This is a genomic window from Halapricum hydrolyticum (assembly GCF_025517535.1).
GTDB classification, from domain to species: domain Archaea; phylum Halobacteriota; class Halobacteria; order Halobacteriales; family Haloarculaceae; genus Halapricum; species Halapricum hydrolyticum.
Genome location: NZ_JAOPKC010000010.1, coordinates 20,253 through 44,533, shown reverse-complemented (window position 1 = coordinate 44,533; position 24,281 = coordinate 20,253). Strand labels below are relative to the sequence as shown.

Sequence of the window (24,281 nt, the reverse complement as noted above, 5' to 3'; positions counted from 1 at the left end):
AGCGCCCAGTAATTATAGGTTTCCTGGCAGAGTACTCCCAGGGGTATGGAGTATACGACACTCGGGGCGACGGGCACGCGCGTCTCGCAGCTGTGTTTCGGCACGTGGCGATTCGGTCGCGAGACCGGCGGCGTCGTCGAAACTGACCGCGAACAGGCACACGAGTTACTCGACGCGGCCTGGGAGCACGGGATCAACTTCATCGACACGGCCAACGTCTACGGGACACCACACGGGACAAGCGAGGAGTACGTCGGCGAGTGGCTGGCCAGCCGCGACCGCGAGGACGTCGTCATCGCCTCGAAGGTGTACTTCCCGTTCGACGGCTGGGGCGAACCCGGGCCGAACGACCGGGGTCTGGGTCGGAAGCACATCCGCGCACAGATCGAGGGGACGCTGGAACGACTGGGAACGGACTACCTCGACCTGTACTACATCCATCGCTGGGACGAGGAGACGCCGATCGAGAAGACCCTTCGGACGTTGAACGACCTCGTCCGGGAGGGGAAAGTCAACTATCTCGGCGCGTCGACGATGGCGGGCTGGCAGTTGACGAAAGCGCTCTGGAAGAGCGACGTCGAGGATCTCGCCCGGTTCGACGTGACACAGCCGCTCTTCCACGCGGGATATCGCGACGACGTGAAAGACTATCTCGACGTCTGTGCCGACCAGGATCTGGCAGTGTGTCCGTACTCGCCGCTCGCGGGCGGATTTCTGACGGGCAAATACGAGCGCGTCGACGAGGACGATCCCACGGCGTTCGAGGGGCCGGACGGAGCCCGCGGAAGTCTCGACGGCAGGTTCGAGGACTATTACCTCTCCGAACGAGGCTGGCACGTACTGGACGAGATCCGTGCGATCTCGGACGAACTCGACGCGACGCCCGCACAGGTGGCACTGCGCTGGCTGATCGAACAGCCCGATTTCACGACGATCCCGATCGTCGGTGCCCGAACGACCGAACAACTTGAGGAGAACGTCGGCGCGGTGGACATCTCGCTGTCCGACGACCAATTCAACCGCATCGTGGATGCGAGATACGCCGAGGAGGGGAAGCGCTGGGGGCATCGGTGAACTGATCGGCCGGTTTCGGGCAGGTCGTCGTCCAGCCGATCGGATCCGGTGGGGCCATCGGCAGTCCAGCCGATCAGCGCCAACAACGCCTTCTCGAATAGTCGGCCAACCGGACATTCAGATATCTCCAGATGAAACGCCGATAGACCGCGAGAGACCTGCAACGCCGCGCTGATACAGCGAACACAATATTTAATCCCATGCAAAACAAACGGTCAAAATGATCTATGCAGGACCGGCTCCGGACCGGGATCGACGTCCTCGATAGAAAGCTCGACGGAGGGATCCCGGCCGGAAGCATCGTCGTGTTGAACGCCAATCCAGCGAGCCAGGCGGAGTTATTTCTCTACGAATTGACGGCAACTCGGGGGACGCTGTACCTGTCGCTGGACCGTTCCGAGCAGGCGATCAGAGACAGTCTCAAAAACTCGCCGACGAACACTGGCGAACCGACGATTCGACACGTCTCCGGCGAAGCGCCCCTCGACAACGCCAGCAAGCTCGTCAGCGCACTCCCGGAAACCTCGAATCTCATCATCGACCCGCTGAACGTACTCGAAGAGCAGGAACCACCGTCCCGCTTTCGCAGCTTCATGAACGACCTGCAGAACCACATCTTCAATACCGGGAGCCTCGCGGTGCTGCACTGCCTGGACGGGCGGTCAGTGCCGCCGCTCCGAGATACGACCGAGCACTTCGCGGACGTCATCTTCCAGATGGACACGGCGATCGAGGGCGACGAGGTCGAAAACAGGATGGCAATTCCCAAGTTCCGTGGCGGCCGCGCGCCGACGAACGTCATCAAACTCAACCTCGTCGAAGAAGTTTCGATCGACACGAGTCGGGACATCGCCTGATACGGATTGTTGGACGTCTGTTCCAGCCGATATGGGGCGGCCGAAACGGTAAATAGGCACAATAATCGGTATGAGATGCCCCTCCTCTCGAACGGCGTTTCAGAATTCCTCGACAGCTTCCAGCCCATCGCCAGTGATCTGGAAGGTCACCGTGTCGCCAGCGGCTTTGGACTGGTGTTTTTCGAGCGTCCCACGCCTGTTGCCGCTCCGGAAGCGGTCGAGCCGGAGGATGATCGCCGACCAGTGGTTGAGGGTGTGGCCGCCAAGCGCGCGCGTCCCGTCGCTTTCGGGGTCCGTGTAGACCTGGTTCGTGAATACGACCGAGAGATCGTGTTTGCGGGCCTGTGCGAGCAGATGCGTGATCTGGCGCGCGACCGCCCGGAGAGCTTCACCCTCCTCCTGTTCGGTGCGCTCCAGCCGGTAGAACCCGGTCGCGCTGTCCAGGACGATCAACTCGACCTGGCTCGCGAGGTCAGCGGCGTCTTTGACCGCCTGCTCCTGTTCCTCGAAGGTCGTCGCCTCCGAGACGATGATGTTCGAGGCGATAGTCTCGACCTCGCCACGAGCCGACGCCAGTTGTTCCATCCGATCAGCGGAGACACCTTCGGTGTCGATGAACAGCGCCGACGAGCCACGTGCGGCGACTTCGACAGCAGCGCCGAGTGCGAGATTCGTCTTACCGGAGGCTGGCTGGCCGTAAATCTGGGTCGCAGCACCGCGCGGAAAGCCACCGTCAAGGAGGTCGTCGATGGGCGAACAGCCCGTCGGAATCGGCTCTGACACGCTCGCCAGTTCGTCGGCGACGCTCAAAAACGCTCGCATGATCGGCAGGGTACTCCGAGGCCGAGGCCGAGGCCGCTGCTGGGTGCGTGCCAGCAACATTTGGGAACGTCACACAGACTTTGTGATTAGATACCAAGACACGTCTATGGCAATCGCCCGCCACCAGACCGGAATCGTCCCCGCGATCAGGGCGCTGGCGTCGCAGGTCCACCCGGTGTTTATGCTGCCGCCTGTCGCGGTTTCGCTGACGGGGTCACTTCTCGCTGCCCGGTCGACGGGTACGTTCGCGCCGACCGTCGCCGCGCTGCACGCGCTGGCGATCTTCGCGGCCGTCTACACGGCCCATGTCAAGGACGGCTACGTCGATTTCTTCGTCCGCGGCGAGGACGACGACCACCCGCTCTCGGTGACGGGCTGTCGTGTCGCACTGGTCGGTGCCAGCGCGGTGTTTGCGGCCGCTATCGCGGGACTGTGGTCGACGGCCGGACTCGTAGCCGTCGCGCTGACAGCGCCGACCTGGGCGCTTGGATACTTCCACGCACCCCAGCTGGACACCGGCCCCATCTCGGCGACAGGCGGGTATCCTGCCGGGATCGGACTCGCACTGCTCGGCGGCCACGTCGCCCAGGGGGCCCCGTTCGGACCGACCGTCTTCGGGCTGGCAAGCGTGCTGGTCGTGGTTCTGTTGGGCATCAAAGTGATCGACGACGCGCAGGACCTGGCGTACGACCGTTCGATCGACAAGCGGACCGTCGCGGTCGTTCTCGGGCCGGTCCGCGCCCGTCAGGTGGCGTACGCACTGCTGGCGGCAGGTGCCGGCCTGCTGGTCGCCCTGGCGGCAGTCGGCGTGTTCCCCACCGGGACCGTCCTGGCAGCGTTCGCGTTCGGTGCCGTCGCGGCGATCAGCCGACGCGCCGGGCCGCGGGTGGCGACGATGCTGCTGGTCCGTGGCGCGTACGTCCTCCTCGCGTTGCTGCTCGTCGCACTGTGGTATCGGCCGTTCGCCGGCCCGCCCCCCATCGACATCAGTGTGCTGGGACCGTACACGTACCTCGCGACCGAGGTCCTCTTCGGCAGCGTGGCGCTCGCGCTGCTGGTCCGTGCCGACGCACTGGCCCAAGCGGCCCGGACCATCGCAGTCCTGTACCCCATCGCGTATCTCTGGGACTGGTACACGCTCGAAGTCGGCGTGTTCGCCATCAGGCTGCACACGGGAGTCGATCTTCTGGGAATCCCCATCGAAGAGCACCTCTTCATGCTCGTCGTGCCCGCTCTGGTGCTCGGCATCCACGAAACGTTGACAGAGAACGACCGGCAGTGACAGCTGTCATGCCCTCATCGCGATACAGGATCTTGGTCTGTAGCGGCTGCTATCGTTGCGTCTTGCGGGTGCATCCCATCGAAGAATCAGGCCGTCCCGGGCGATCCCGAGTTCAGGAACCGCTCAGTTCCACTCTGTGTAGCCGCACTTTTCGATATGGTTCACTTGGGTAAGTAGATTCAAGTGGATGGGCTATAGTGGTATCAATATGGCCCGGTCTGATAGCTATCGTACCCGGTTGGAACGCCGCCGGTCGAAAATCCTTGACTCGAAGCAACTTACGAACCGCGAGAAAAAACACATCCTGCAAATGAGCTTCGGGATTGACGAAAGCGACCTACGCCACACATCCCCTATCGGTACTAAGTCCGAAGCGACCACTGAGAACTATACCACGCGGCTCCGGCGACTGGCTGAGGCATATGACGGTGAGTTTCAGACAATCACGCAGCGGGAGTTACAACGGCTTCTAAGCCAGTTTGCGAACGGAAAACACCCCGATGTGAAAGACGACGGGTTTGCGACGGGCACAATGGTACAGTTCCAGAGTGCAGCGAAGGCGTTTATTCGCCACCACAAGATGGATCTTGATGCTGACGACATTCCCGTGAGCCAGCCACCGAAGGGGAGCCAGTCGGTTGATGAACGGGATATGTTCGACAATTCCGATATCGAGGCAATGCGTGATGTGATTGATAACCCGCGTGACGAAGCCCTGTTTGAACTACTCTTGAACACTGGCCAGCGCGTCCGGGCGATTCAGACACTTCGAGTGAAAGACGTGGATGTGAAAGAAGGCGTTTACTGGTTGAACACAGACGCCAACGGACTCAAGGGAGCCGATAAAGTCGGTAAGAAGCGTCCGTTGTTGGGTGCTGCTGGCCCGGTCAAGAACTGGCTTGACTTTCACCCGACCGGGAACCCCGAGGACTACCTGATAACCGCGACTGTGAACAACAACAAGGCTACGCCGGGCGAACAAATGGCTCAACAGACGATCCGGCAGCGATTACGGAAGATAGGCGAGAAAGCCGGGGTTGACAAGCCAGTGAATCCCCACAACTTCCGCCATTCGTTCGTGACGATGTGCAAGCGGGATTACAACATGGATGATTCGACTATCAAATTCCTCATTGGCCATTCAAGCGACTCGACAGTGATGGAAACGACGTATCAGCACTTGACGGATGAAGATTACATCGCTGACGCCGAGGTAGCTATGGGACGCCGTGAGCCTGACGATACCCCGGCAGTTGGACGCCGTGAATGCCCGAATCCCGACTGTCTGAACGAATTAGACCCGTCAGACAAAGCCTGTCCGTCGTGTGGGACTGTCGTTGCACCGGACGCGAAACAGGCACAGGACCAGATAGAAGAGCAAACCCGTGAAGCGAAAGAAGAGGCAGACACCCTCGAAGAGTACAAGGACGCCGATAAGATAGCACAGGCAGTGAACGACGATCCGAAACTAGCCGCCGATTTGATGAACAAGCTGGAAATGCTGGCCGAAGACGAATAGCGCATTGACCGATTAGACGGTATCCTGTGTGCTCTCCCCCCTTCCTCTGACGACCTCCACCGAAACCTAGTCCTGGGAGAACTACGCTACCACCCGTGTTTCGGCGCGAGAATGGCTAATCTACGATGTCAGTCATTGTCCGAAAGACTCCTGTCTGGCTATTTTCTCTTGTCCGTTTGGATACCGTCTTCGTGTCTGGATTAGTTTTATTGTCAAACGAGTCTGTGTTCATATATGGACAGACGATCATTCTTACTGTCCGGGGCTACAGTGCTTGGTACAACGATTGCCGGATGCAATTCTGACGGACCAAGCCAAAATGAATACAAGACTGTTCAGCAGCGACTTTCAGCTGCGCAGTCGCAATTGACTGAGGTTGAAAATGAGCTGAGTCAGGCGAAGGGATCGCTTGCAGACGCCCGTTCAGAATTAAACGCAAGTGAAGATGATTTGGCAGCCGCCCGGCAGACGATTACAGAGTATGAGGAGCAAGTTGGGGACTTGGAGAGTGAATTAACGGCGGTCCAGTCCGCTCTTAATTCGAAGAACCAGACGATACAGGATCTTGAGTCAGTACTTGAATCGAGAAATCAGTCCGTACAGAATCTCGAAGAATCACTGACGACCCAAAAGACTACTACTGAAGACCAAAAGAAAAGACTCGTGATTTGGTTCTACGGATATGGAATCACTCTCCAAAATGCTGCTGTCTCGTCGTATAACAATGGCTATGATAACTTTGTTAATGAGGACTATATTTTAGCAGCAGAGTCGTTCGCAACCGCATTCGGCCAATATGATGGATCCGCTGTCTTATTTAACAATGCATATGATCGTGCGAGTGAGTTTGGATATACAGATATTCTGTCCTACTTCAGCGACGCTGAGCGCGCGATGGATCTGATGGCAAGTGCTAATCGGCAGTACGAGATTGCAGCACGGTTGTTAGCGCAGGGTGAGTCTGCTGATCAATATATTTCAGACGGCGACGAATACTATAATGAAAGTCAAAATTATACTGTTGTTCGTCGGTCCGTAATCGAAGATGAACTTGGCGTTTCTATTTCGACTGAGTGATTTTGTACTCTGGCCCTCGCTTATCCCCGTTCGCTTTAATTAGACCGGGTCTTCGTGCCTCCAAGATACCATAGATACAGCCGCAGCACATCAAACGAACAGACGACGGAGAACACTACCGCCTGCGCGTGCCGGAAGGCAAAGATACGACAGGTAACGGTGGCAAGCCACGGGACGCTTACTTGTTACCGTCAACCGAGCGGGATCTACACCAATACCAACAGGCGAACGATCTACGCTCGTCTGATCCGTTCATAGACCTGTCTGAGAGTGGCGTCAGAGCCGTTGTGAAGCGCGTGGCAGAACGCACAGCCGAAGCGACCGGCGAAGAGGATTACCAGTATGTCTCAAGCCACGACCTACGCAGGCAGTATGCACAGCGGTTGCTGGTTGACGAGAGTATGAACCCGCGTGTGGTGATGGCAGTAAGTGGCTGGGATAGCTGGCAGGCGATTGAACCGTATCTGAATGCACCCTCTGAGCAAGTGATAAACGACGCCTTCGAGGGTGTGAGTTTCGCCTGAAATCCCCCTGGCCCTGTCGTTCTATTTGAATATCTACCGTATCCAAGGATATGGGACGGCAGACAGCCAGCGACGACGAAATGCGAACACGGCAGCAGTTGGTTGACCGTGTGGACGCTGCACTTTCGCGGCACGAACAGGAAACGACGATGCAATGCTTTGGAGACGCCGACCGATTCCAGATTACCACGTATAGCCCCACAATGGTCCGGTCATTGCTGGAACACGCATACGCGGAAATCGAGTGGTTGTATCTCGGTGTCCCCGAAGGACGGAACAAGAGGGTGCAGGAACCCTCGGAAGTGCTACGCTCGGATAGCCAAGAGCGTATCGAGGGGATTTGCGCCACGCTGCCGCTCGGTACGTTGTCGATCAAAGGCTCACCCAGGAACAAAGACCAGCACAGTGGGGTTGTGACGACACCGGCAGACGTTGAAGGACTGGCGGATGTGTTCGCCTAAGGCTCTTGGTGTTATTTACGTTCCATTGGTACTTATTGGCGTGCAAGATAGATAGCGCGTATCTCGCACACCGCCGGAGTCAGCTCTGTCGATAGAATCGGCCAGTACAGCTGATACATCAACGCAGAAGCTCCAGTTTCCCACTCGTATCATGCCGCGTTCAATTTTTTCTTTTCACGTTTCTTGAAAAAGTATCCAATTGCCGCTACCACGATCGCAAGGAGGAAAAACACGAACCCCCAAATCACAAGCCCCATTACACCCCCAATAGCCATCCCGACCTCCTCAGCGGTTTGGGGATCTTCGTCCACGTTCGCGAGCATTCCGCCATAAAAAAGAATCGGGACCAGAATCATGATGAGTGCTGACACGTAGAGTCCGCTCCCGATCGCGCCTGTTGCCGTTCGCTTTTGCCAGAGGTACAATGTCCCACCAATTAAACCGATGAGGAATCCAATCCCACTCCCACCGATCTCGGCGAGCGCCCATGCGACGAGGAATCCAATTAGCAATCCGAATACGACTCCAGTTATCCCGATTCGCCATGATTGAGGCAGATATTGTTTCCACCCTTCTACATCGTCGTCTGGCTCAATGCTGCCACTCTGCGCTTCGAATTCCTCTGTCGAACTGGATGCGTCTTCTATTTCGGCGCCACAATTGCTACAGAATGATGCGTCTTCAGCCAGTTCTTCGCCGCAGGAGGGGCAATATGGGACCATAGTTGAATATCCTACAGCTTATACAATAAATCCCGTTCACGGTTTACGGGGCTTGAAAAGATTACCCAGCGATTCGCTCAATACACTCTCTAAGTCGGTCACAGTGATTTTGACAGAGAATAGGGAGATCAATAGCGCCCGTACAAGATGGAGGGCGCGAGTCTCGCACCCCCAGACGACGTGTGTAGAGCGATATCTAGAACCGAAGCGTGCGCTTCGTTCATTCGGTTTGCAAGGCAGGCAAGCCAATGAGCGTTTGCACCGAGGAGTCAGTCGGGGACATCCTAGTGACTTGAATATGTCGCGCCGGTACTGCCTCCATTACTAACTATGATTATATATGTATACTCCATATGGATCGTCGAAGATTTATTGTGGCTGGGGCTTGGATTGGCGCGGCAGCTCTCACCGGATGTTCGGAGGGGGACATTGGTAGAACGACAACAGACAGTGAGACGACCACGACCGAGACAGAGGGTGAAAGGACCACGACCGAGACAGAGGGTGAAAAGACCACGACCGAGACAGAGGGTGAAAAGACCACGACCGAGACTGAGACCGAGACCGAGACTGAGACCGAGACCGAGACTGAGACCGAGACCGAGACCGAGACTGAGACCGAGACGACCACGACACCAATCGATATTGAGCCGAAAATCTACTCGGGGACCGGGACGAAAGTAATCCGGAACCAGCAAATCCACAGCGGGCTTGTCGTCGCTGAAGTCACGTACTCGAATCTTGAATACGACTTCAGCAACATACAAGTCACACTCCGAAACATCGAATCCGGACGGACCACTCAACTGTACGGCGACTCTGGCCCCGTCGAAAACGGGGAAGGAGCAAACGTGGTCGATGAAACCGGCGCATACCACATCGACATCGAAAGCCAAGGTGACTGGGAGATAACGATCAGCCAACCCCGAGCAACCCGGGCCGACGCGGATACCCCGCCAATCGACGTTTCAGGTACCGGACAAACCGTCACTGGGCCGTACTACATTGAAAGAACCAGGGTTATTACCGCGACAAACGACGCCGAAGGCGATTTCATCGTTACTCTCTGGCCGATGAAAGCACCATGGGCGGACTTTGCAATGCCCTTACTGGAAGCCGGACCGGGCGAATACGAATCAAGTTTCACATTCGACGGCATCGGGTATTTGCACGTTAATTCTGACGGGAATTGGACCATACAGATAGAGTAAAACACCGACTACGCCATACGAACCGATAAACTACCGACCAAATATACAGCCACCTTATTCCTCGATGAGTCGAAATAATATATACCAATGACAGATAAATCAACAATTGAGCGAGTTTCCCGACGCCAGGTGATTGGCGTTGTGGGTGCTACGGCCGTGGTTTCACTTTCGGGGTGCTCGGACGATGGGGATGGCGCCTCGGGACCGAACGGCGGAGCCAGCAATCAAAAACGGATTGAACTATCCAACATTGAGCACAAAACCGAGGCCAATGTACTGCACTACCTTGCCGGCGAGGCGACGAACCTCACTGATCGAGATCTAAAATTCCAGGTTAGAATTGACTGGTTCGATTCCGATGATACGCTACTCGGGGAATCATTCACTCAGATCCGAGCCGATATAGAAGCGGGGCAAACCCGGGTTTGGGATTCTACCTATTATAATGAGCGTGAACACGGCCCGCCCGATCACTATGAAATTGAGGTCCATATCTACTAACCGGCGATCCCAGGGACACACCCTTCACACCCTCCGCCACTCGGTCGCCTACCGGATTATCCAGGTCGACGGCGGCCGCCTCGAGGACGTGCAACTCCGGTTACGCCATGCGAACCGACAGACTGCCGACCAAATATACAGCCACCTCGTCCCGAGATGACACGAGAATCAAACCATGTAGTTGAGGTCGGTCGCCATTTCCTCTGTTTCGCTGTACTCGGTAAGAACATCGCCTAAAACCACCCTGGCCCCGTCCGGGCGAAGCGTTCGACTTTGACCCATTCAAGGGATAATCGCAAGCAGAAAATCGAATCCGACACTCTCACTCCTACACTTGACAGGGAGCAAACCACCTTCCAGAACGAATCCGCAAAATAGCGTCTGAGCATACAGATATCAAGCAGTACAGGACTTGTATCACATCGTTAGTAACGGTGTTGCGTTATTCTGGAGCCAGTCCTGCTTTCTTCGCGTGTTGTACCAACGTATGACAGCGGTCATAATCCGCAGCGACCACGCAGACTGTGATATTGACTGGAGAGACGACTCATAGCCTTAGGCGTATAGAATGAGTGGGTAGCGTAGTGTTCACGACTGGTTTCCCGGTGCTATCACTCTCTGTTGAAGCTCACAAGCGCCGATCTTGGTTGTCGTCGATATTTTGGAGTTGAACAGACCGGGGGTCACGCATAGTACGATACGTACAGTACACCTGTGTGTCCCCCTGGTGTGTACGTAGTGGCGTTGTATGGCGATTTGTTCCGTCACAGAGAACAACGACTAACCGGAGAGTGGTGGAACGCTTCGAGAGACGCGCACGGGCATTATGCCCCTAGAGAAGGAACACGGACGCGGCGAACGCCACACTGCCAATGAGCAACCCCACTATGAGCAATAGCCCGACTATGCCAATGACAAATGAGACTGTATCCCACGGAATCCGGCTTTTCTGGCTGTCTGACGCCGATTCCTCAGTCTGCACTTGGGCAACAGCAACCCGCGAAAGTGTGGCTAGTTTCTCACCTTCGGACGCGTCACTGTCGATCTTCCCACGTTCTTCGAGCGTCCGGACAGCCTGGGTGTAACTCTCTGCCTGTTCCGACTGATACATAGCAACTGTTTTTTCGGCGCGTGAAGGCATTGTATCACCTAAATTCTGGCATTATGCCCGATTTGAGACGCCACTGATTGCAGTCAGGAACGCCAGAGCGAACAGCACGATACCCCACAGTCCGCCCTGAGCCATGACGATAAGTGCGAACAGAGCCAGCACAAGGGCCGCGAATAGGCCGGTAATCATTCTTCCCACCGTAAGACCCGATCAACTGACTGCGTGATTCGGTCAATATGCTCATCGAATGGTTCCGCCGGATCGTCGTCCGGCGTTGCTATGTCACTGTCTCTGGCGACGATCTCCGGCACAATGTCAAGGTCGTCTGGCACAATGTCGTCAGGGTCTTCGATCATGGCGTATCACCTGTGAGTCCGAAGTCTTCCGGCGCGTGTGCTTCGCGGATGTGTGTGGCAAGGTCGTTCAGTCCTGTCTCTCCGCAAATAGGACAGGTTTTACTCATTCTTCACCCCTCGATAGTGGCCCGTCATATCCCACGTAAGCAGCACAGATTTCCGCGAGGACTTCTCCCTCTCTGGCGTTTCCCGCGCTATACTTATCCCGAACGACTTTCTCGGCTTGTTCCCACTGCACCTCCTCTGCTGGATCGTACAGGGCGATATGCTTGGGATTGTCCATATGCTAGATAGGAACTATATTAACAAAAAGCAAGAAGGCCAGGGGCTACGTAGTACGTCCACCCGCCGACAGACGATAGACGCCTGCTGTGTCTCTGTGTGAGTCGCCACGGGCGTATAGAGTGGCCGGTGAAGAGCTGAATACTCCACAACGAGGTATCTCCCCACCGCGCGTTTAGTACGTAGGTATAGACTGGTTGTTGCTGTGATTCAACTCCGCCTCGCACGTTCCTAACCCAACTGTAGTCCCCGATACCGTGTATGTACTAGAGAGAACGTTAGGATTCCACTGCTGTCTTGCCTTTCGCGTGTTGTCCTTTATAGGGTTGCTTAATCGATTCACTCATAGCTTCCTAATCGCCGGACAGTAGCCGATTCACTGGCCGAAGATATGACCCTGCCGCCAGTCCCACCCTGCACCCACTACAACTTGGGTACCATTCCGGTCTATACGTTATATTGATACATTGTATGCCGCTTGCTTGTGGTAGTCGTTCGTTCTGGATTTCTGTTCTGTGAAGTCTGTGCCGCCCGTATTACCCTGTCCTGGTAGAATCCCCTCTATCCATACATCGGGGAGTGGTGTCTACTACGTGATAGTCTAAAGTGCCGAAAAGAACACTACCAAGAGTCGTTGATCGGATTGGTACCCGACACATCCACATCAGCATTGACGTTTCCGGTCGGTTTGTCGTCTGCCTCGAAGGTGTAGCGAATGGTATCACGGAAGATTGGGAACTGTGCTTGCTCCCTGTTATCGACGCCTACGTAGTCCCACACGTCGAATGGTTCCCCGCATTCGGGGCAGTACCACTTGCCGTCCGGTAGCTCGATAGTGTCGCCACTCTCAGTCTCGAACCAGTCGCGTAAGTCGTCGCTGCCACACTCAGGACACTCTTCGACGTTTTCCAGAATCACCGTAAACCAGCGTAGCAGCAGCCGTAGCGCCTTTGGGAACCCGCCCGTCACTTCGGCACCGTTCAACCGTTCGGCCAGTTGGTACACCCTGTCTCTCTCTTCACGGGCAAGTCGCGGGCGAAAAGTCCGATCTCGACTCATTGGTATCCACTCCAGATGGAATACGCGACAACGCCGAGAATGGCAAGCACGGGCATTAGGACGCCTAATATCAGATACCAGCCTTCAACTGTGCCAGTCCGGTCTACCCTTGATAACTCACCCAACACACTGTTCGCAATCCAGCCAACGAACACAAGAATCCCGGCGAAGGTTGACAACGCCAGGGCTAGGTCCACGCGGTCGGTTCTGCCGTGGGTTCCACTCATAGTTTCAGACCCTCTTCTTGACCGCTCTGCCGTTTGCGCCTCTTTTACGGTTCGGACAGTTTGGACAAGCTTGCGGTTGCCCACCGTCCGGTGTGAACACGCGAGCGTAGTGCTCTGAGACGTGGCTACCACAGTTAGCACACTCAGGCATGGCTCTCACCTTCTATCTCCCAATCGTCCGTGGTTTGATAGCCGACATACGCGCCTGCCGTCGTTTTCAGCAAGCCACGAAGCGATACCTCTTCGGGATCAACGCCATGATCCTTAGCCACCGCTTCCCGCGCTTCTTGAATCCGTTTGTCTTCTCGAAGCCGCCGGAGCTGATAGGACTCAATGAGTCTGTCGAGAAGGTCCGACTGGCTAAGGTCGGTCCCCTGACGGATTTCCTCGAAGGCGTCTTTACTATCTTCGCGGATCGACAGCGTAGTGTAGTCACTCATTGTCTAACCCTCGCCGGAGTAGGTCACGGATCGCTTGAGAATGATTCTCGAAACCGTGTTCCTGGCGGTGTTCTTCAACTGATTCATACATCGGCGGCGGAACCATAGCTTCTACCCGTTCCATACACGGATATAAGGTAGATAATCCCAAAAATGCGGTAGGCCAGGCGAAAAAGGCGCTATTCAGGCCAAGCAGATTCAAATATCCTACGAGCTTCGCGTTTTGATATATCTGCATCCTTCGCTGCTTCGCCAAACTGTCTAAAATGCCGAGTTAAGAATTGCTCAGCATTCCCTTGTGCTGCTGCTTCTAACATCGCTTGTGTTTCATCATCTGAATCCACGCCATCAGGGCCTTCTGCGTTCTCTCTGTGCAACTCGTCAAAGAGATAGTTGGTAACGGACTCGTCTGTTGTGGCGTCCGAAGCAAACCGCAACAGCCCTTGAATCAGGTGCTCTCTGACTTGGGTGCGAAAAATAGGGGGGTCAATGTCTGTCTGCACGATCCTATCAGTGAAGCCATTGGAACCGTGCTTCTGTAACAAAGCAAAATCTGCCAGCGCGTGACGTGTTCTCACCGCGATTTCGTTTTCTTTGGATTTCTCCTGTTGGTCATCACGGCCTTGCCACTCCCCGAGCAGGTACTCTCTTTCAGTTTTAGTCAGGAAACCACACGACCTATCCACATCATCATGTTCTATCCCCTGTGATTCGCACCTCATAATACATGAGTATGAATTGTCATCTCATAAAACCCCGGCATTCGTAGGGTTATGATGTGAACGCGGCACCCTGAGCTAATCGGGGAGAAGAACGCCGGAGAAAGCCCGACGCACCCTGAACAAGTGTGTATTGGGGCTATTCTCTCTTAGTTGGTTCGGTCAGGCGTTCACCGTGTTCGCAGGAGTACACAGACATGGCAACGAACGCCTTTCCGGGCAACTCGGCGCACCCTACCAAAGACACACCGAGTTACCCGAAGCGGGACGGTCGCAAGACCGCCCAAGACGACAGTAGCACAGGCGCGGGCAATAGTCTTGACGCAAGCCAAGGAGAGCCACCGAATCACGGACTCCCCACACACGGCAGCGCCAGATTCCTTCTCTGGATCGGCCAACGCCGTGACCGCGAAGACGGCTTTGATCCGGACCTATCGGACCTGCCGGAACTGTTCGAGCAGTGGCAGGGCGATACAAGCGAACAGACGATGCTTGTGGGGTGGTCGGAATGAGCCAGGCGAATTACGACTGTCCACAGTGTGGCGGTCGCCTAGAGTCGCTGGATGTGGACGCCTTCGAGTGCCGAAAGTGTGGGCGCGAGATTCGGGAAGTGGTGGTTGAAGGCATGGACGCCTTCGAGAGAGTGGCTGAAGACGACGAGAATCCGCTACAGGAAGTTGCCCAAGCCGCGCTTGAGGGGGTTCGGGAATGATCCAGGATCGGCAGCTACGCCGCGAGTCGAGTCCATCGGCAGGGTGGAAAGCCACCTATCGGACCATGCACGTCGGGGTGGTCCAACATGGGTGAGATACCGGCCAAGTCCGCTGTTCCGGACTGGATGAAAGGACGGAACCAGTGGCGGTTGTGGTCCTATGACAAGGACAAAATGCCGCTTGACGAAAACAAAACAGGGAAAGAGTGGAATGATCCCGGTTGCTGGCTGTCCTTTGAAGGGGCATACGAACTAGCGAAAACAGACAGCCGGTTTGACGGAATCGGCTTTGTCGTGAGTAAGGCCGATCCGTATTTCGGGATCGACGTAGATAGTGCCTTGCGGGAACCCAACACTGAGAAACCGAAAGATTGGGTTCCGAGTCCAGAGTTGTTTGTTGACACGGCCTATGCTCAGTTTTCGACCTCTGGAACTGGTTTCCACTTGTTCGGTAAGGGCAATCTCCCCGAATGGTGGTCAAATGAGCATTTTGACGACCGCGAACACGAAGGCGTAGAAGCTTATGAAGAAAAGTTCTTCATTGTCACCGGGAATGAACTGTCTATCTCTGCCGGTGAACCACAAGAGGTTGATCCGACGCCGTGGCTGTTGAAGGCGTATCAAGAGTTGTATGGTCGTCTTCCCCGCGAATTGTCGTCTTCCGATAGTGACAGGGGAGATTACGACGGGGACAGTGACCTCTCGAAGGAATCGGTTGAGGACGCGCTAAGCAAACTTGACCCGAGTATGGTCCATGATGAATGGGTCCGTGTTGGGTTCGCTGTCCATGCGTGGGACAGTGGCTCAACAGGAAAGTCTGTCTTCGAGAGTTGGTCACGAGGCAGTTCCAAGTACGACAACGCTGCACAGAACACGATTGACTGGATCTGGTCGAATGCCGACGATAATGGGGATGTGAGTGTTGGCACGTTAGTCCACAAAGCGAAGAAAGAAGGGTGGTCCTATCCCAAGAAAACCACAGACGGTGGGGCAACGACCACAACAGGCGGGGGTACATCGGACACGTCGATTAGTGACACTTCCGATATCCATGAGACGTTTCGAAACGCCTGTGCTTACTACCAGATAGAAGCAGGCAAGATTGCTACCCGGACCTTTGACGGTGAAAAGCAGTATGTCGGTGTCGGTGATATCCTGCCGACGACTGGAATAGACGACGCTGTAATGCTGTTCAACAGGGAAGCCGACAATCTTGACGGCACGGACAAGCAAGCCGTGATTGGTCGAGTTGTCTTCACCGATCTCCAAGATTCGGGCGAGTTCTTCAAAACCGACGACGGACGCCTGTACTACTTCTTTGACGATGAAACCGAAGTGTATCGGGTTGACCCACAATTGAAGAACCGAACCCTAAGCGAAGAGTTTCAGGGTATGGTGTGGGAACGGTACAATCTCTTCTCGGGGAGTTTCAGCCGGAACTTGGGTAAGGACTTGAAGAGTCAAGCACGGCGAGCGGCCCCCAAGAAAGACGTGTACCAGTTTGCTCACTACAACGACTCAGAGGGTGAGCTGTATCTGACTGATTGGGGGAACGGGTACTATGCGGTGTCTCCCACTGCAATCGAATGGCGACCGAACGGTACCGATGTGTACTTTCTCCCTGACGATAGAGCGGAACCTTTCGAGTACCTGCCGCCAGAAGAACGTGAATCACTCCCCCAGCAAATCCCAGGGGAACGCCCGATGTGGGGCGGTTCCGGTGATCCGATTATGCGACTGTTCGGAAACCGGATTAACTACGATGAAAACGCGACTCTCGGGCCGACAGAACAGCGAAAGCAGTTGTATCTACACCTACATACGCTACCCTTCATTGATGTGTTGAACGCTCGTCCGATCATGGCGTGGGTCGGAAAGAAGGGAAGTGGGAAATCTATGATACAGCGGTCGATTGGCCGCTTTCTGTATGGCGACGGCTATAAGGAGAGCGTTATGCCTGATAGCAAAGACGACTTTCTGGCGAAAGTCACGAATCAGGCACTCGCCTTTGTCGATAACTACGACGACGGGGTTGATTGGGCCAATGACCTCTTGGCTGCTATCGCTACAGGTGCCGGGATCGACAAACGGGAACTGTATACCACGAACACGCTACGCCGTGAGACACCACGCTGCTGGCTATCGTTGACGAGTCGAGATCCACCGTTCCGACGTGACGACGTAGCCGATAGACTGCTAGTCTTCCGTGTGCAACGCTTCTCTGATAACGAATTCATCGGAGAAGGCGTGTTTCAGCGACAAGTCACACAGTACCGGGACACACTGTGGTCTACCTATCTCGACAACATTCAGCAGGTGCTTGCTGAATACGAACGTCGAGATATGGGTACGATGTCGTCAAGTCACCGTATGGCAGATTGGGCAATCTTTGCTCAGGCGACGGCTGACGCCCTTGATGTGTCCGGGGTTGACAACCTTCTCGAAACGATGGAAACGGAACGCGCGAGCTTTGCCCTTGAAAACGAACCCTGGGCGGCTACTATTGACGAATGGATAGACGACGATCCCAACGACGCCAGTACATGGCGTTCGGCTAGTTCGCTTGTGGATCGACTGAATGAGGTTGCTGATAGTCACAATCTATCTTTCACATACAGTCGGCCCCAGGGCCTTGGCGGCAAACTCAGCCAGTATGAGAGCGAACTAAGCGAACTGTATAACCTCGAAATTCACGAAGGTCACACGAACGAATATCGGTTCAATGTGACCGATGAAACGACCGCAACCGGACTAGGCCGGTATTAACGATTGGCGCTTTTTCGTCGGTGGAAAGTTGGTTCACTTGTTCCAACTTGGCTCTTCCCGAACGCAGTGAAACCGATGTGTCATGAAGTTAGGGAAACACCCAGTGCAAGATATAGAGAGTGTATACAGCAGAAGCCAAATAGGCTCAGCGAGATTGGAACGACTCCTGTAAATAATCAGGATGAGATTAATTCGGGGAGGATGCTGACGCTGATTGCTCGGGCTGAGATGGTCTCAGTTATCGATGATCTGCCAGCGAAGTGAGATCACTCTGTATTGCTCGAATCCACATTGTTCTGAGTTCCTCGTCGGTCGCGTCTGCCGGATAGCACACGTAGATGTTGGCTCTGGTTTTCCGTTTGATCAGCGTGCCTTCCAACCCACACCGTTCGGCCATGTCTTTGAAGGTGATTGACATTACTATGAGGGCGTCGTTCCGGGACTGGCAGTCTGTGTGTGCTGGTGGAATGCGCGAATGGCTCGGGAGCATCCACACAGTAGATGAGTGATTGCAGTTCTATGGGCGTCTTTGCCTCGATGGACGTGGTGCGGTCGCGTTGGCTGGGACTCATACCGGGCAAAAATATCAGCGTGACTCGTGTCTTCGCGCTTGATATACGCACTCACTTTGAATAGCAACGCGTGAATATGGAGAAGCTCCTGGTGTTTCATGCGTCTCACTGTCTCTCTGTAGGGAAAGTAATTTTCTGCCATATCGGAATAATCCGAAATTACGGTTTTGTAAGTGTCTCGTACACAGCTGATGCTCCGAAACCATCGTGCGGTATCTCTCCCCAAAAAGGGATGCTTACAGGGCTGTGTTTGGGATACTCCGTAACACAGGATCTTCGTTATCTTATTCCCTGTACTGATCGATTCGACCAGGGACGATCTGCAAAGTACGTGGTGCCGTATATGCGCTTTCCATCTTGCACGTTACTCTGTGATAATCTCACTATTTTGATATCTGTTTCACTCAGATAGATAAGATCCTCCAACTAACTATATTCTGTCGCTTCTATAACAACAGTATGTAAGGGTATAGCGATATAGCCCGACTTTCCCGCGCGCTCGCGCGACCCCTCGAACCACAAGAGAGCAGTTTATTCTTCATGGTTTTAATCGAGGGTCCCCAGGGGACGCTGCTTATCCCGCGCGGGCGTACACGCGGGCGGGATAAAGCCAAAATCGGGGGGACCCTTGAACCCTTGTGCTGTCTTGCGGTTATGTGTATACTCCTAATTAGCAGCTTGCTATGTGGCGGAATGCTAGCAGAAATTCTGTGTGGCATAGACTTTCGTCTTCCCGTTGTCATCCGCGATGTAGACACCGATTCCCTCTGCTTGCCAGTATGGCCGTAAGATATTCTCTCGGTGGCCAGGGGAGTTCATCCACTGGCTGACTAGTCCCTCAGCAATTTGTGTTTCGTCATAATCGTGATCGACAACTGAACCGTCTTCTCGCTCAACATCGGACCCGGCAAAGGTATACGCGATATTTTCACCTCCACTTGTGATTATCCCGTCCGCTGTCTCAATACGGCAGTTATAGTTGAACCTCTGATAGCGGTCTTCGAGAGTTTCTCCATCGGGTGCTTCATGGGCAAAATACCCGTTCTGAGCCATATCTTCGCTATGGTAGCGGGCAATATCTCGTAATTCAGTGTCCCATTCTAAAGGGCGCAATCCATGTTCTCCCCGTCGTTCATTGATTTCGCGGTGGATTTCACGTTCTACTTCCGTCCGGTTCACGCTTGTATCGGCAAAATCAGAGATACCAGAGGCAAGGTCTTGGGACGGCCCGTCGATTATAGGAATTCCAGTGCCTACAGTCGCACCAACAAGGAGCAGCAAGCCGGCGACGATTAGGCCGACAAGAATTAGGCGAAAGCCGATCGAAATACCCTTTCGGGTATAGATTTTCGTGTCAATCCACAGTTTTCGCCAGTCAATCACACCGCTTTCATCTGACTGGGGGTTTGACACCCTTCCCGATGTTGGTCCCTTGATTGATCCATCACTAGCAACATCGGGACTTGATTCTCCGAAATCCTGCCTCGAAGAACTACCTACCCGACCAGGATTATCCACAGTACGTCGCTCTGTAGTCTCGTTACTATCTTGTGCAGACGTGTCTGTATCGCTTGTTTCCTGAATCCAGCCCGATCCTGGCCCATTCCCGCCAAAAGAGAGTTCTGAAATGAGTTCCGGACAGTTGTGGTTTTCTGGTAAGCGGTGCTCACTACAGTGAGTCTCGCCACAGTAGTTACACGTATAGGAGTGGGCTACAGACTCACCACAGACGGAACATTCTTTCATTACCTGTTCTTGTCACGCACTCACAATAAAAATCGGTCCTTATTCTGGCGCAATTGCGAAGGAATTATACCCCCCGACAGTGCATTTGCCGGTGCCACCCTCAAGTGGCTATCCCCCAAACGGATCGATCCTTTCCCCACGCTTTTCTAACGTACTACCAACCACTTCAAAACGGACCGACGCCTGCGGCTATCATCGCAACAGCCCACACTATGATCACAAATAACGCTATTCCTGTGCGATAGAGGAATTTTCTGAATTGCTTGCTCATGGCTACACATTTGTCTGTTCAAAAATAAAATAAAGGGGTAGACCCATTTTGCCGCACACAGTAGGACAGAATACCAATCCAAAATACCACTGATGGCAATTTGCGCGCCGAACCTATCATTTGATAGAGAGGTGGGGGGTGTCTCAAGACCTATCAGGTTTCAGATAGTGATATAGCAATCCCTACGCCATGTTGCGATTCGGGAGAATAGCCGTTTCCCGGTGTTCAACCGGATTTTCTACTTACCGCTTAGTCCCATCTTGTGTAGCCGCACTTGCCGCAGTGGAGCCGGTCGCCGTGATCAGCCAGGAACGCGTCGCCACACCGAGGGCACTGTTCGTGGTCGGTCGTCCCGTCCTCGTCGTAGAGTTCGTAGCGCGCCATCTATGCCTCCTCCGCGGTGGCTTCCTCGCCGTCGACGGCGATCTTGTTCCGTTCGAGCATGTGCTTCTGTTCGACCTCCAGGGCGGCCTCGGGCTCGTCGTAGACCTTGGCGTAGCCGATGGTCTTTCGCATGCCGAATTTCGTGTCGAGCTTGTGGACGACGACCTCCTCGGCGTCCTTGTTCAGCTTGGCCGCGAGCGAATCACGGACCGACAGCCGCGACGGCGTCGCTTCCTCGTGAGTGATCTCGAACCGGATGTCCGTCCTGTGCAGCATGGGGTTCTCTTCTTCCTCGATAATGTCGACGTCCATAGTTCGTTGCTCATATCTTCCCTCCGAAATACCTAAAAGGATTTCGAACCGGCAGACGTTCCGTGTCCGCCCAAACACCCAAGTGTCGTGGCAACAAATATCAATGTATGCCGGGAGCCTGGATCTGGATCCTGGTGTACGTGCTGGCGTTTGCCCTGTTTCAGCTGTTGCTCTATCGCTATCTCCAGGGCGAAGAGCAGCCTCCGCTCGAACAGGCGACGCCGGATTACGGTGACACCGAACTCGCCCGCCCCCGGGCCGCCGCCACGAGCATCGAGGCCGAAGACGGAGAGCTGGTCCGCTGTCCGCGCTGTGGCGCCTACAACGAGCGCGACCCAGCCTACACCTATTGCCAGGAGTGTGTCCAGCGACTGCAGTAGCTGGAGAGACGCTCGCGCGCAGTCTACCAGTCGACAGCGAGAGTACCCCTTCGTTTCGCGACCCCCTCGCTCGGTGGTGATTTAACTTGTGCAGGCTAAGTCCCCGTCCTCAAGGAGCAACGCAACGAACGGAGCGAGTGAGTAGCGCAGTAGGGCGGGGATACAGCCGTAAGCCATTGTCACTCTCCACCGAAACGCATAAATATATACTCAATATATACTCGTATATGGACACGTTCGAACTGGAAGGCCAAGAAATCATCGACCGGGAAGCGAAGGAGTTCGGTGGGAGTGCCCACGTTACCGTCCCCAAAGACTGGCGTGGCGCAGACGTGAAAGTCATCCGCGTCACCGACCCCGACGAAACCGACGACGAAGAGTAACACGATGAACTACAACTACAGGTATCGCATCGAGCCTGACGAAGCCGTCGAAGTCGAGTTAGAACGGCACATAGATACCTGTAGGCAACTCTACAACCACTACCTGTACGAACTTCGCAACACCGACGAGTACCTGTCGTACACCGCGATGCAGAATATGCTCCCCGACCTGAAAGACTGGTGGGGCGACCTCAACGACGTGTACTCGAAAGTGTTGCAGATGGTCGCCCGTCGCGTCAGCGACAATCTCGACCGCCTCAAAGTCCAGAAAGACAACGGGCGAAAGGTCGGGATGCTCACGTGGAAGTCGCCGCAGGAGTATCAGAGTCTTACCTACAACCAGTCTGGTTTCGAACTCAAGAACACGAGTGACCAGACACTCCTTTCTCTTTCCAAGATTGGTGAGATTCCGATACACCTCCACCGCGACATCCCCGACGACGCCCGCGTGAAACAAGTCACGGTCAAGCAAGAGAAAACGGGTGATTGGTACGCCATCTTCGGCATCGAAACCGAAGACGATGCGCCCGAAAAAGCCGCGTTAGACAAGGTTGACCGTGAGGATATGGTTGGCATCGACGTGGGCATCATCAAATACGCTCACGACACCGACAGCACGATGGTCGGCAGTCTCGACCTCGACGCCGAGTACGAGCGGCTCGAACGCGAGCAACGAGCGTTGAGTCGCAAGGAGAAGGGGTCGCAAAACTGGCACGAGCAACGCCGCCGCGTGGCCCGTATCCACACTCGTATTGTGCGGAAGCGCCGCGACTTCCTGCACAAGCTCTCGAACTACTACGTTCGAGAGTATGACCTTGTGGCCGTCGAAGACCTCGACGTTCACGGGATGATGCAACTGCCGTCGAACAGTCGGAACCGAGCGTCGGCGTCGTGGCGGACGTTCATCGACTTCCTCGAATACAAGTGCGACCGCGAGGGCAGGCACTTCGTCAAAGTCGAACCAGAGGGCACGACGCAAGAGTGTGCCGAGTGCGGGGTTGAGGTTGAGAAAGAACTGTGGGTACGCGAACATTCCTGCCCGACGTGTGGGTTCGAGACTGACCGTGACGAGAACGCCGCGTACAACGTGCTACAACGCGGTCTTCAGGAGTTAGGCGTGGGACACGCCGAAGTGACGCCTGCGGAGACTGCACTCCCTACGTCCGCGACTGATGGTTCGTCCACCGTTGTGGATGCAAAGTGCGTCGTTGAAACAGGAAGCCCCACCCTCAAGGAGCGAGCCGCGACAGCGGTGAGCGAGTAGGGTGGGGTAGTTCACATCCCCTTGCTCATCAAATGGCTCCGAAGCACATCTGACTCCTTGTTCCCCGCCGCGGGGTTGACGATCACGACAGTCTCGCTGTCGCCGAAGACGCCGCGTTCGGCGAGTTCGAGCGCGCCGCTCGCGGCCGCCCCACCGGCCGTCCCGACCTCGACACCCGCAGACTGGGCAACATCGGCTGCGGCTTCCAGAATCGCTGCGTCCGGCGTCGCGACGGCCGACCCGTCGCTCTCCCGGACGGCGTCGAGCATGAGCCGGCTCGCCGGCGGATCGGCGACTTCGAGTCCGCCACAGATCGTGTCGGGGTACTCGACCGGCTCGTGTTTGGCGTGGCCGTCTTCGAACGCCTCGACGATCGGCGCGCAACCCTCCGGCTGCACGGCGTGGATGGTCGGCGCGGTATCGATCCACCCCAGCTCACGGAGTTCGCGGACCGCCCTGGCCAGCCCGACGAATCCGACACCGTTGCCGGTCGGATAGACGACGTGGTCGGGGGCGCGCCAGTCCAGCTGTTCGGCGATCTCGTAGCCGATCGTCTTCACGCCGTCCTGGCGATAGGGCGTTTCGAACGCCGCGAGCGAGTACCACTGCTCGTCCGCGACTGCCTCCTCGAACGCGTCGATCGCGTCGGCGAGCCGGCCGCCGACGACGGACATCTCGCCGCCGTGGACGTTGATCATCGCCTTGGCGTCGAAGATCGCGCGCGACGGAACGAACGCCTCGACGTCGAGACCCGCGCGGGCGGCGTAGGCGCTCACGGCCTGCGCGGCGTTGCCGGTCGAGGGCAGCGCGACTGTCGCTGCGCCGTGTCGCTTCGCTGCGGTCACCGCGAGGGTTGCACCGCGGTCCGCGATCGACCCGGTCGGGTTCGCGCCCTCGTCTTTGAGCAGGACGCGTTCGACGCCCAGTCGTTCGGCCCAGTCGGAGGCTCCGACCAGCGGCGTCGTCCCCTCGCCGATCGTCACGAGCGTTTCCCGGGGAAACGGCAAGAGCTCGGCGTACCGGCCGAGCCCGTCGAAAGGTCGGGCTCGCAGCCCCACGGGATCAAGATCGAGCACCGAGTAGTCGTAGGTGAGTTCGAGGACGCCACCACAGCCCGGACAGCGATGCGTCGCCGCGTCCAGTTCGTGTGTCGCCCCGCAGTCCGTACAGCGGAGTCCGCTGCAGGCCGCCGTCGTCTCCATGCCTCGCCCTCCGGGAGCCACCGACAAAGCCCTGTCCGTCGCCGG

At 55.7% G+C, this 24,281-nt stretch carries 29 protein-coding genes and 2 pseudogenes; 15 read left to right on the top strand and 16 right to left on the bottom strand.

The features are described from left to right. Positions 1–45 precede the first annotated feature (45 nt). Both OB916_RS10020 and OB916_RS10015 read left to right on the top strand, forming a co-directional pair. Positions 46–1,074 carry an aldo/keto reductase gene (locus tag OB916_RS10020; RefSeq protein ID WP_315909150.1) on the top strand — a complete coding sequence of 343 codons (1,029 nt, stop codon included), beginning with the start codon at positions 46–48 and terminating at the stop codon, positions 1,072–1,074. A gap of 227 nt (positions 1,075–1,301) precedes the next feature. After that, positions 1,302–1,931 (top strand): RAD55 family ATPase, encoded by a 630-nt coding sequence (locus tag OB916_RS10015; protein WP_315909149.1) that lies wholly within the window; start codon positions 1,302–1,304, stop codon positions 1,929–1,931. Between the two features lie 99 nt (positions 1,932–2,030). Here OB916_RS10015 and radB read toward each other — a convergent pair whose 3' ends face one another. After that, a complete protein-coding gene (gene radB, locus OB916_RS10010; protein WP_315909148.1) occupies positions 2,031–2,714 on the bottom strand; it encodes a DNA repair and recombination protein RadB in 684 nt (227 codons plus the stop codon). 145 nt (positions 2,715–2,859) lie between these two features. Between radB and OB916_RS10005 the strand changes: the two genes are divergently transcribed. The 5 genes and pseudogenes from OB916_RS10005 to OB916_RS09980 all read left to right on the top strand — a co-directional run bounded on the left by OB916_RS10005 (position 2,860) and on the right by OB916_RS09980 (position 7,616). After that, positions 2,860–4,035 (top strand): lycopene cyclase domain-containing protein, encoded by a 1,176-nt coding sequence (locus OB916_RS10005; protein WP_390884073.1) that lies wholly within the window; start codon positions 2,860–2,862, stop codon positions 4,033–4,035. Between the two features lie 208 nt (positions 4,036–4,243). Beyond that, on the top strand, positions 4,244–5,554 hold the full coding sequence (locus OB916_RS09995) for a tyrosine-type recombinase/integrase (protein ID WP_315909147.1): 1,311 nt from the start codon (positions 4,244–4,246) through the stop codon (positions 5,552–5,554). Positions 5,555–5,788: 234 nt separating this feature from the next. Next, the gene (locus OB916_RS09990) at positions 5,789–6,631 is read left to right on the top strand and encodes a hypothetical protein (protein ID WP_315909146.1); all 843 of its coding nucleotides are present in this window, start codon (positions 5,789–5,791) and stop codon (positions 6,629–6,631) included. A gap of 47 nt (positions 6,632–6,678) precedes the next feature. Beyond that, positions 6,679–7,155, top strand: a pseudogene (locus OB916_RS09985) (site-specific integrase); the annotation flags it as partial. Between the two features lie 50 nt (positions 7,156–7,205). After that, entirely contained in the window at positions 7,206–7,616 is a 411-nt protein-coding gene (locus OB916_RS09980) for a hypothetical protein (protein ID WP_315909145.1), read from the top strand. A gap of 149 nt (positions 7,617–7,765) precedes the next feature. On the opposite strand, the gene OB916_RS09975 is transcribed toward OB916_RS09980, so the two are convergent. Beyond that, positions 7,766–8,338 (bottom strand): zinc-ribbon domain-containing protein, encoded by a 573-nt coding sequence (locus OB916_RS09975; protein WP_315909144.1) that lies wholly within the window; start codon positions 8,336–8,338, stop codon positions 7,766–7,768. Positions 8,339–8,691: 353 nt separating this feature from the next. On the opposite strand from OB916_RS09975, the gene OB916_RS09970 reads away from it, so the two are divergent. Together OB916_RS09970 and OB916_RS09965 are read left to right on the top strand one after the other, a co-directional pair. Then, complete coding sequence (locus OB916_RS09970) at positions 8,692–9,549, top strand: hypothetical protein (RefSeq protein WP_315909143.1); 858 nt, start codon at positions 8,692–8,694, stop codon at positions 9,547–9,549. Positions 9,550–9,636: 87 nt separating this feature from the next. Further along, the gene (locus tag OB916_RS09965; protein WP_315909142.1) at positions 9,637–10,050 is read left to right on the top strand and encodes an FxLYD domain-containing protein; all 414 of its coding nucleotides are present in this window, start codon (positions 9,637–9,639) and stop codon (positions 10,048–10,050) included. An 832-nt stretch (positions 10,051–10,882) separates the two neighbouring features. On the opposite strand, the gene OB916_RS09960 is transcribed toward OB916_RS09965, so the two are convergent. From OB916_RS09960 to OB916_RS09930, 8 genes are all read right to left on the bottom strand, one after another. After that, complete coding sequence (locus tag OB916_RS09960) at positions 10,883–11,191, bottom strand: hypothetical protein (RefSeq protein ID WP_315909141.1); 309 nt, start codon at positions 11,189–11,191, stop codon at positions 10,883–10,885. A 155-nt stretch (positions 11,192–11,346) separates the two neighbouring features. Beyond that, positions 11,347–11,517 carry a hypothetical protein gene (locus OB916_RS09955; protein ID WP_315909140.1) on the bottom strand — a complete coding sequence of 57 codons (171 nt, stop codon included), beginning with the start codon at positions 11,515–11,517 and terminating at the stop codon, positions 11,347–11,349. A gap of 103 nt (positions 11,518–11,620) precedes the next feature. Then, on the bottom strand, positions 11,621–11,800 hold the full coding sequence (locus OB916_RS09950) for a hypothetical protein (RefSeq protein ID WP_315909139.1): 180 nt from the start codon (positions 11,798–11,800) through the stop codon (positions 11,621–11,623). A 620-nt stretch (positions 11,801–12,420) separates the two neighbouring features. Then, complete coding sequence (locus OB916_RS09945) at positions 12,421–12,858, bottom strand: hypothetical protein (protein ID WP_315909138.1); 438 nt, start codon at positions 12,856–12,858, stop codon at positions 12,421–12,423. Further along, on the bottom strand, positions 12,855–13,085 hold the full coding sequence (locus OB916_RS09940; protein ID WP_315909137.1) for a hypothetical protein: 231 nt from the start codon (positions 13,083–13,085) through the stop codon (positions 12,855–12,857). The genes OB916_RS09945 and OB916_RS09940 overlap by 4 nt, the downstream gene beginning before the upstream one ends. 4 nt (positions 13,086–13,089) lie before the next feature. Beyond that, the gene (locus OB916_RS17100; RefSeq protein WP_449267325.1) at positions 13,090–13,236 is read right to left on the bottom strand and encodes a DUF7563 family protein; all 147 of its coding nucleotides are present in this window, start codon (positions 13,234–13,236) and stop codon (positions 13,090–13,092) included. Continuing rightward, complete coding sequence (locus OB916_RS09935; protein WP_315909136.1) at positions 13,229–13,525, bottom strand: hypothetical protein; 297 nt, start codon at positions 13,523–13,525, stop codon at positions 13,229–13,231. Before OB916_RS09935 ends, OB916_RS17100 begins: the two co-directional genes overlap by 8 nt. 179 nt (positions 13,526–13,704) lie before the next feature. Further along, the gene (locus OB916_RS09930; protein WP_315909135.1) at positions 13,705–14,247 is read right to left on the bottom strand and encodes a hypothetical protein; all 543 of its coding nucleotides are present in this window, start codon (positions 14,245–14,247) and stop codon (positions 13,705–13,707) included. A gap of 194 nt (positions 14,248–14,441) precedes the next feature. Here OB916_RS09930 and OB916_RS09925 point away from each other — a divergent pair, with 194 nt between their 5' ends. The 3 genes from OB916_RS09925 (at position 14,442) to OB916_RS09915 (ending at position 17,722) form a co-directional block, all read left to right on the top strand. Then, positions 14,442–14,756: a hypothetical protein gene (locus OB916_RS09925; protein ID WP_315909134.1), complete on the top strand. Its 315-nt coding sequence runs from the start codon at positions 14,442–14,444 to the stop codon at positions 14,754–14,756. Then, positions 14,753–14,956 carry a hypothetical protein gene (locus OB916_RS09920; protein ID WP_315909133.1) on the top strand — a complete coding sequence of 68 codons (204 nt, stop codon included), beginning with the start codon at positions 14,753–14,755 and terminating at the stop codon, positions 14,954–14,956. The genes OB916_RS09925 and OB916_RS09920 overlap by 4 nt, the downstream gene beginning before the upstream one ends. An 87-nt stretch (positions 14,957–15,043) precedes the next feature. Next, complete coding sequence (locus OB916_RS09915) at positions 15,044–17,722, top strand: PriCT-2 domain-containing protein (protein WP_315909132.1); 2,679 nt, start codon at positions 15,044–15,046, stop codon at positions 17,720–17,722. A gap of 420 nt (positions 17,723–18,142) precedes the next feature. Here the strand turns inward: OB916_RS09915 and OB916_RS17020 are convergent, their stop codons facing one another. The 5 genes and pseudogenes from OB916_RS17020 to OB916_RS09895 all read right to left on the bottom strand — a co-directional run bounded on the left by OB916_RS17020 (position 18,143) and on the right by OB916_RS09895 (position 21,007). After that, the gene (locus OB916_RS17020) at positions 18,143–18,394 is read right to left on the bottom strand and encodes a UPF0058 family protein (RefSeq protein ID WP_390884076.1); all 252 of its coding nucleotides are present in this window, start codon (positions 18,392–18,394) and stop codon (positions 18,143–18,145) included. Positions 18,395–18,990: 596 nt separating this feature from the next. Next, complete coding sequence (locus OB916_RS09910) at positions 18,991–19,677, bottom strand: CAP domain-containing protein (RefSeq protein ID WP_315909207.1); 687 nt, start codon at positions 19,675–19,677, stop codon at positions 18,991–18,993. A gap of 258 nt (positions 19,678–19,935) precedes the next feature. Then, positions 19,936–20,040 (bottom strand): annotated as a pseudogene (locus OB916_RS09905) (AN1-type zinc finger domain-containing protein); the annotation flags it as partial. Between the two features lie 520 nt (positions 20,041–20,560). Continuing rightward, positions 20,561–20,695, bottom strand: coding sequence for a 30S ribosomal protein S27ae (locus OB916_RS09900; RefSeq protein WP_315909131.1), 135 nt, complete (start codon positions 20,693–20,695; stop codon positions 20,561–20,563). Next, entirely contained in the window at positions 20,696–21,007 is a 312-nt protein-coding gene (locus OB916_RS09895; protein WP_315909130.1) for a 30S ribosomal protein S24e, read from the bottom strand. It abuts the gene before it with no gap. A gap of 107 nt (positions 21,008–21,114) precedes the next feature. Between OB916_RS09895 and OB916_RS09890 the strand changes: the two genes are divergently transcribed. From OB916_RS09890 to OB916_RS09880, 3 genes are all read left to right on the top strand, one after another. Then, positions 21,115–21,387: a DUF7577 domain-containing protein gene (locus tag OB916_RS09890; protein WP_315909129.1), complete on the top strand. Its 273-nt coding sequence runs from the start codon at positions 21,115–21,117 to the stop codon at positions 21,385–21,387. A gap of 227 nt (positions 21,388–21,614) precedes the next feature. Next, the gene (locus OB916_RS09885) at positions 21,615–21,770 is read left to right on the top strand and encodes a DUF2080 family transposase-associated protein (RefSeq protein ID WP_315909128.1); all 156 of its coding nucleotides are present in this window, start codon (positions 21,615–21,617) and stop codon (positions 21,768–21,770) included. 4 nt (positions 21,771–21,774) lie between these two features. Beyond that, on the top strand, positions 21,775–23,034 hold the full coding sequence (locus tag OB916_RS09880; protein WP_315909127.1) for an RNA-guided endonuclease InsQ/TnpB family protein: 1,260 nt from the start codon (positions 21,775–21,777) through the stop codon (positions 23,032–23,034). 11 nt (positions 23,035–23,045) lie between these two features. Here OB916_RS09880 and OB916_RS09875 read toward each other — a convergent pair whose 3' ends face one another. Continuing rightward, on the bottom strand, positions 23,046–24,236 hold the full coding sequence (locus OB916_RS09875; protein WP_315909126.1) for a threonine synthase: 1,191 nt from the start codon (positions 24,234–24,236) through the stop codon (positions 23,046–23,048). Positions 24,237–24,281: the final 45 nt, after the last annotated feature.

What these genes read in the sequence shown, in the direction of transcription:
- OB916_RS10020 (WP_315909150.1), top strand. Translation starts at nt 46, where the DNA reads ATGGAGTATACGACACTCGGGGCGACGGGCACGCGCGTCTCGCAGCTG.
- OB916_RS10015 (WP_315909149.1), top strand. Translation starts at nt 1,302, where the DNA reads ATGCAGGACCGGCTCCGGACCGGGATCGACGTCCTCGATAGAAAGCTC.
- OB916_RS10005 (WP_390884073.1), top strand. Translation starts at nt 2,860, where the DNA reads ATGGCAATCGCCCGCCACCAGACCGGAATCGTCCCCGCGATCAGGGCG.
- OB916_RS09995 (WP_315909147.1), top strand. Translation starts at nt 4,244, where the DNA reads ATGGCCCGGTCTGATAGCTATCGTACCCGGTTGGAACGCCGCCGGTCG.
- OB916_RS09990 (WP_315909146.1), top strand. Translation starts at nt 5,789, where the DNA reads ATGGACAGACGATCATTCTTACTGTCCGGGGCTACAGTGCTTGGTACA.
- OB916_RS09980 (WP_315909145.1), top strand. Translation starts at nt 7,206, where the DNA reads ATGGGACGGCAGACAGCCAGCGACGACGAAATGCGAACACGGCAGCAG.
- OB916_RS09975 (WP_315909144.1), bottom strand. Translation starts at nt 8,338, where the DNA reads ATGGTCCCATATTGCCCCTCCTGCGGCGAAGAACTGGCTGAAGACGCA.
- OB916_RS09970 (WP_315909143.1), top strand. Translation starts at nt 8,692, where the DNA reads ATGGATCGTCGAAGATTTATTGTGGCTGGGGCTTGGATTGGCGCGGCA.
- OB916_RS09965 (WP_315909142.1), top strand. Translation starts at nt 9,637, where the DNA reads ATGACAGATAAATCAACAATTGAGCGAGTTTCCCGACGCCAGGTGATT.
- OB916_RS09960 (WP_315909141.1), bottom strand. Translation starts at nt 11,191, where the DNA reads ATGCCTTCACGCGCCGAAAAAACAGTTGCTATGTATCAGTCGGAACAG.
- OB916_RS09955 (WP_315909140.1), bottom strand. Translation starts at nt 11,517, where the DNA reads ATGATCGAAGACCCTGACGACATTGTGCCAGACGACCTTGACATTGTG.
- OB916_RS09950 (WP_315909139.1), bottom strand. Translation starts at nt 11,800, where the DNA reads ATGGACAATCCCAAGCATATCGCCCTGTACGATCCAGCAGAGGAGGTG.
- OB916_RS09945 (WP_315909138.1), bottom strand. Translation starts at nt 12,858, where the DNA reads ATGAGTCGAGATCGGACTTTTCGCCCGCGACTTGCCCGTGAAGAGAGA.
- OB916_RS09940 (WP_315909137.1), bottom strand. Translation starts at nt 13,085, where the DNA reads ATGAGTGGAACCCACGGCAGAACCGACCGCGTGGACCTAGCCCTGGCG.
- OB916_RS17100 (WP_449267325.1), bottom strand. Translation starts at nt 13,236, where the DNA reads ATGCCTGAGTGTGCTAACTGTGGTAGCCACGTCTCAGAGCACTACGCT.
- OB916_RS09935 (WP_315909136.1), bottom strand. Translation starts at nt 13,525, where the DNA reads ATGAGTGACTACACTACGCTGTCGATCCGCGAAGATAGTAAAGACGCC.
- OB916_RS09930 (WP_315909135.1), bottom strand. Translation starts at nt 14,247, where the DNA reads ATGAGGTGCGAATCACAGGGGATAGAACATGATGATGTGGATAGGTCG.
- OB916_RS09925 (WP_315909134.1), top strand. Translation starts at nt 14,442, where the DNA reads ATGGCAACGAACGCCTTTCCGGGCAACTCGGCGCACCCTACCAAAGAC.
- OB916_RS09920 (WP_315909133.1), top strand. Translation starts at nt 14,753, where the DNA reads ATGAGCCAGGCGAATTACGACTGTCCACAGTGTGGCGGTCGCCTAGAG.
- OB916_RS09915 (WP_315909132.1), top strand. Translation starts at nt 15,044, where the DNA reads ATGGGTGAGATACCGGCCAAGTCCGCTGTTCCGGACTGGATGAAAGGA.
- OB916_RS17020 (WP_390884076.1), bottom strand. Translation starts at nt 18,394, where the DNA reads ATGAAACACCAGGAGCTTCTCCATATTCACGCGTTGCTATTCAAAGTG.
- OB916_RS09900 (WP_315909131.1), bottom strand. Translation starts at nt 20,695, where the DNA reads ATGGCGCGCTACGAACTCTACGACGAGGACGGGACGACCGACCACGAA.
- OB916_RS09895 (WP_315909130.1), bottom strand. Translation starts at nt 21,007, where the DNA reads ATGGACGTCGACATTATCGAGGAAGAAGAGAACCCCATGCTGCACAGG.
- OB916_RS09890 (WP_315909129.1), top strand. Translation starts at nt 21,115, where the DNA reads ATGCCGGGAGCCTGGATCTGGATCCTGGTGTACGTGCTGGCGTTTGCC.
- OB916_RS09885 (WP_315909128.1), top strand. Translation starts at nt 21,615, where the DNA reads ATGGACACGTTCGAACTGGAAGGCCAAGAAATCATCGACCGGGAAGCG.
- OB916_RS09880 (WP_315909127.1), top strand. Translation starts at nt 21,775, where the DNA reads ATGAACTACAACTACAGGTATCGCATCGAGCCTGACGAAGCCGTCGAA.
- OB916_RS09875 (WP_315909126.1), bottom strand. Translation starts at nt 24,236, where the DNA reads ATGGAGACGACGGCGGCCTGCAGCGGACTCCGCTGTACGGACTGCGGG.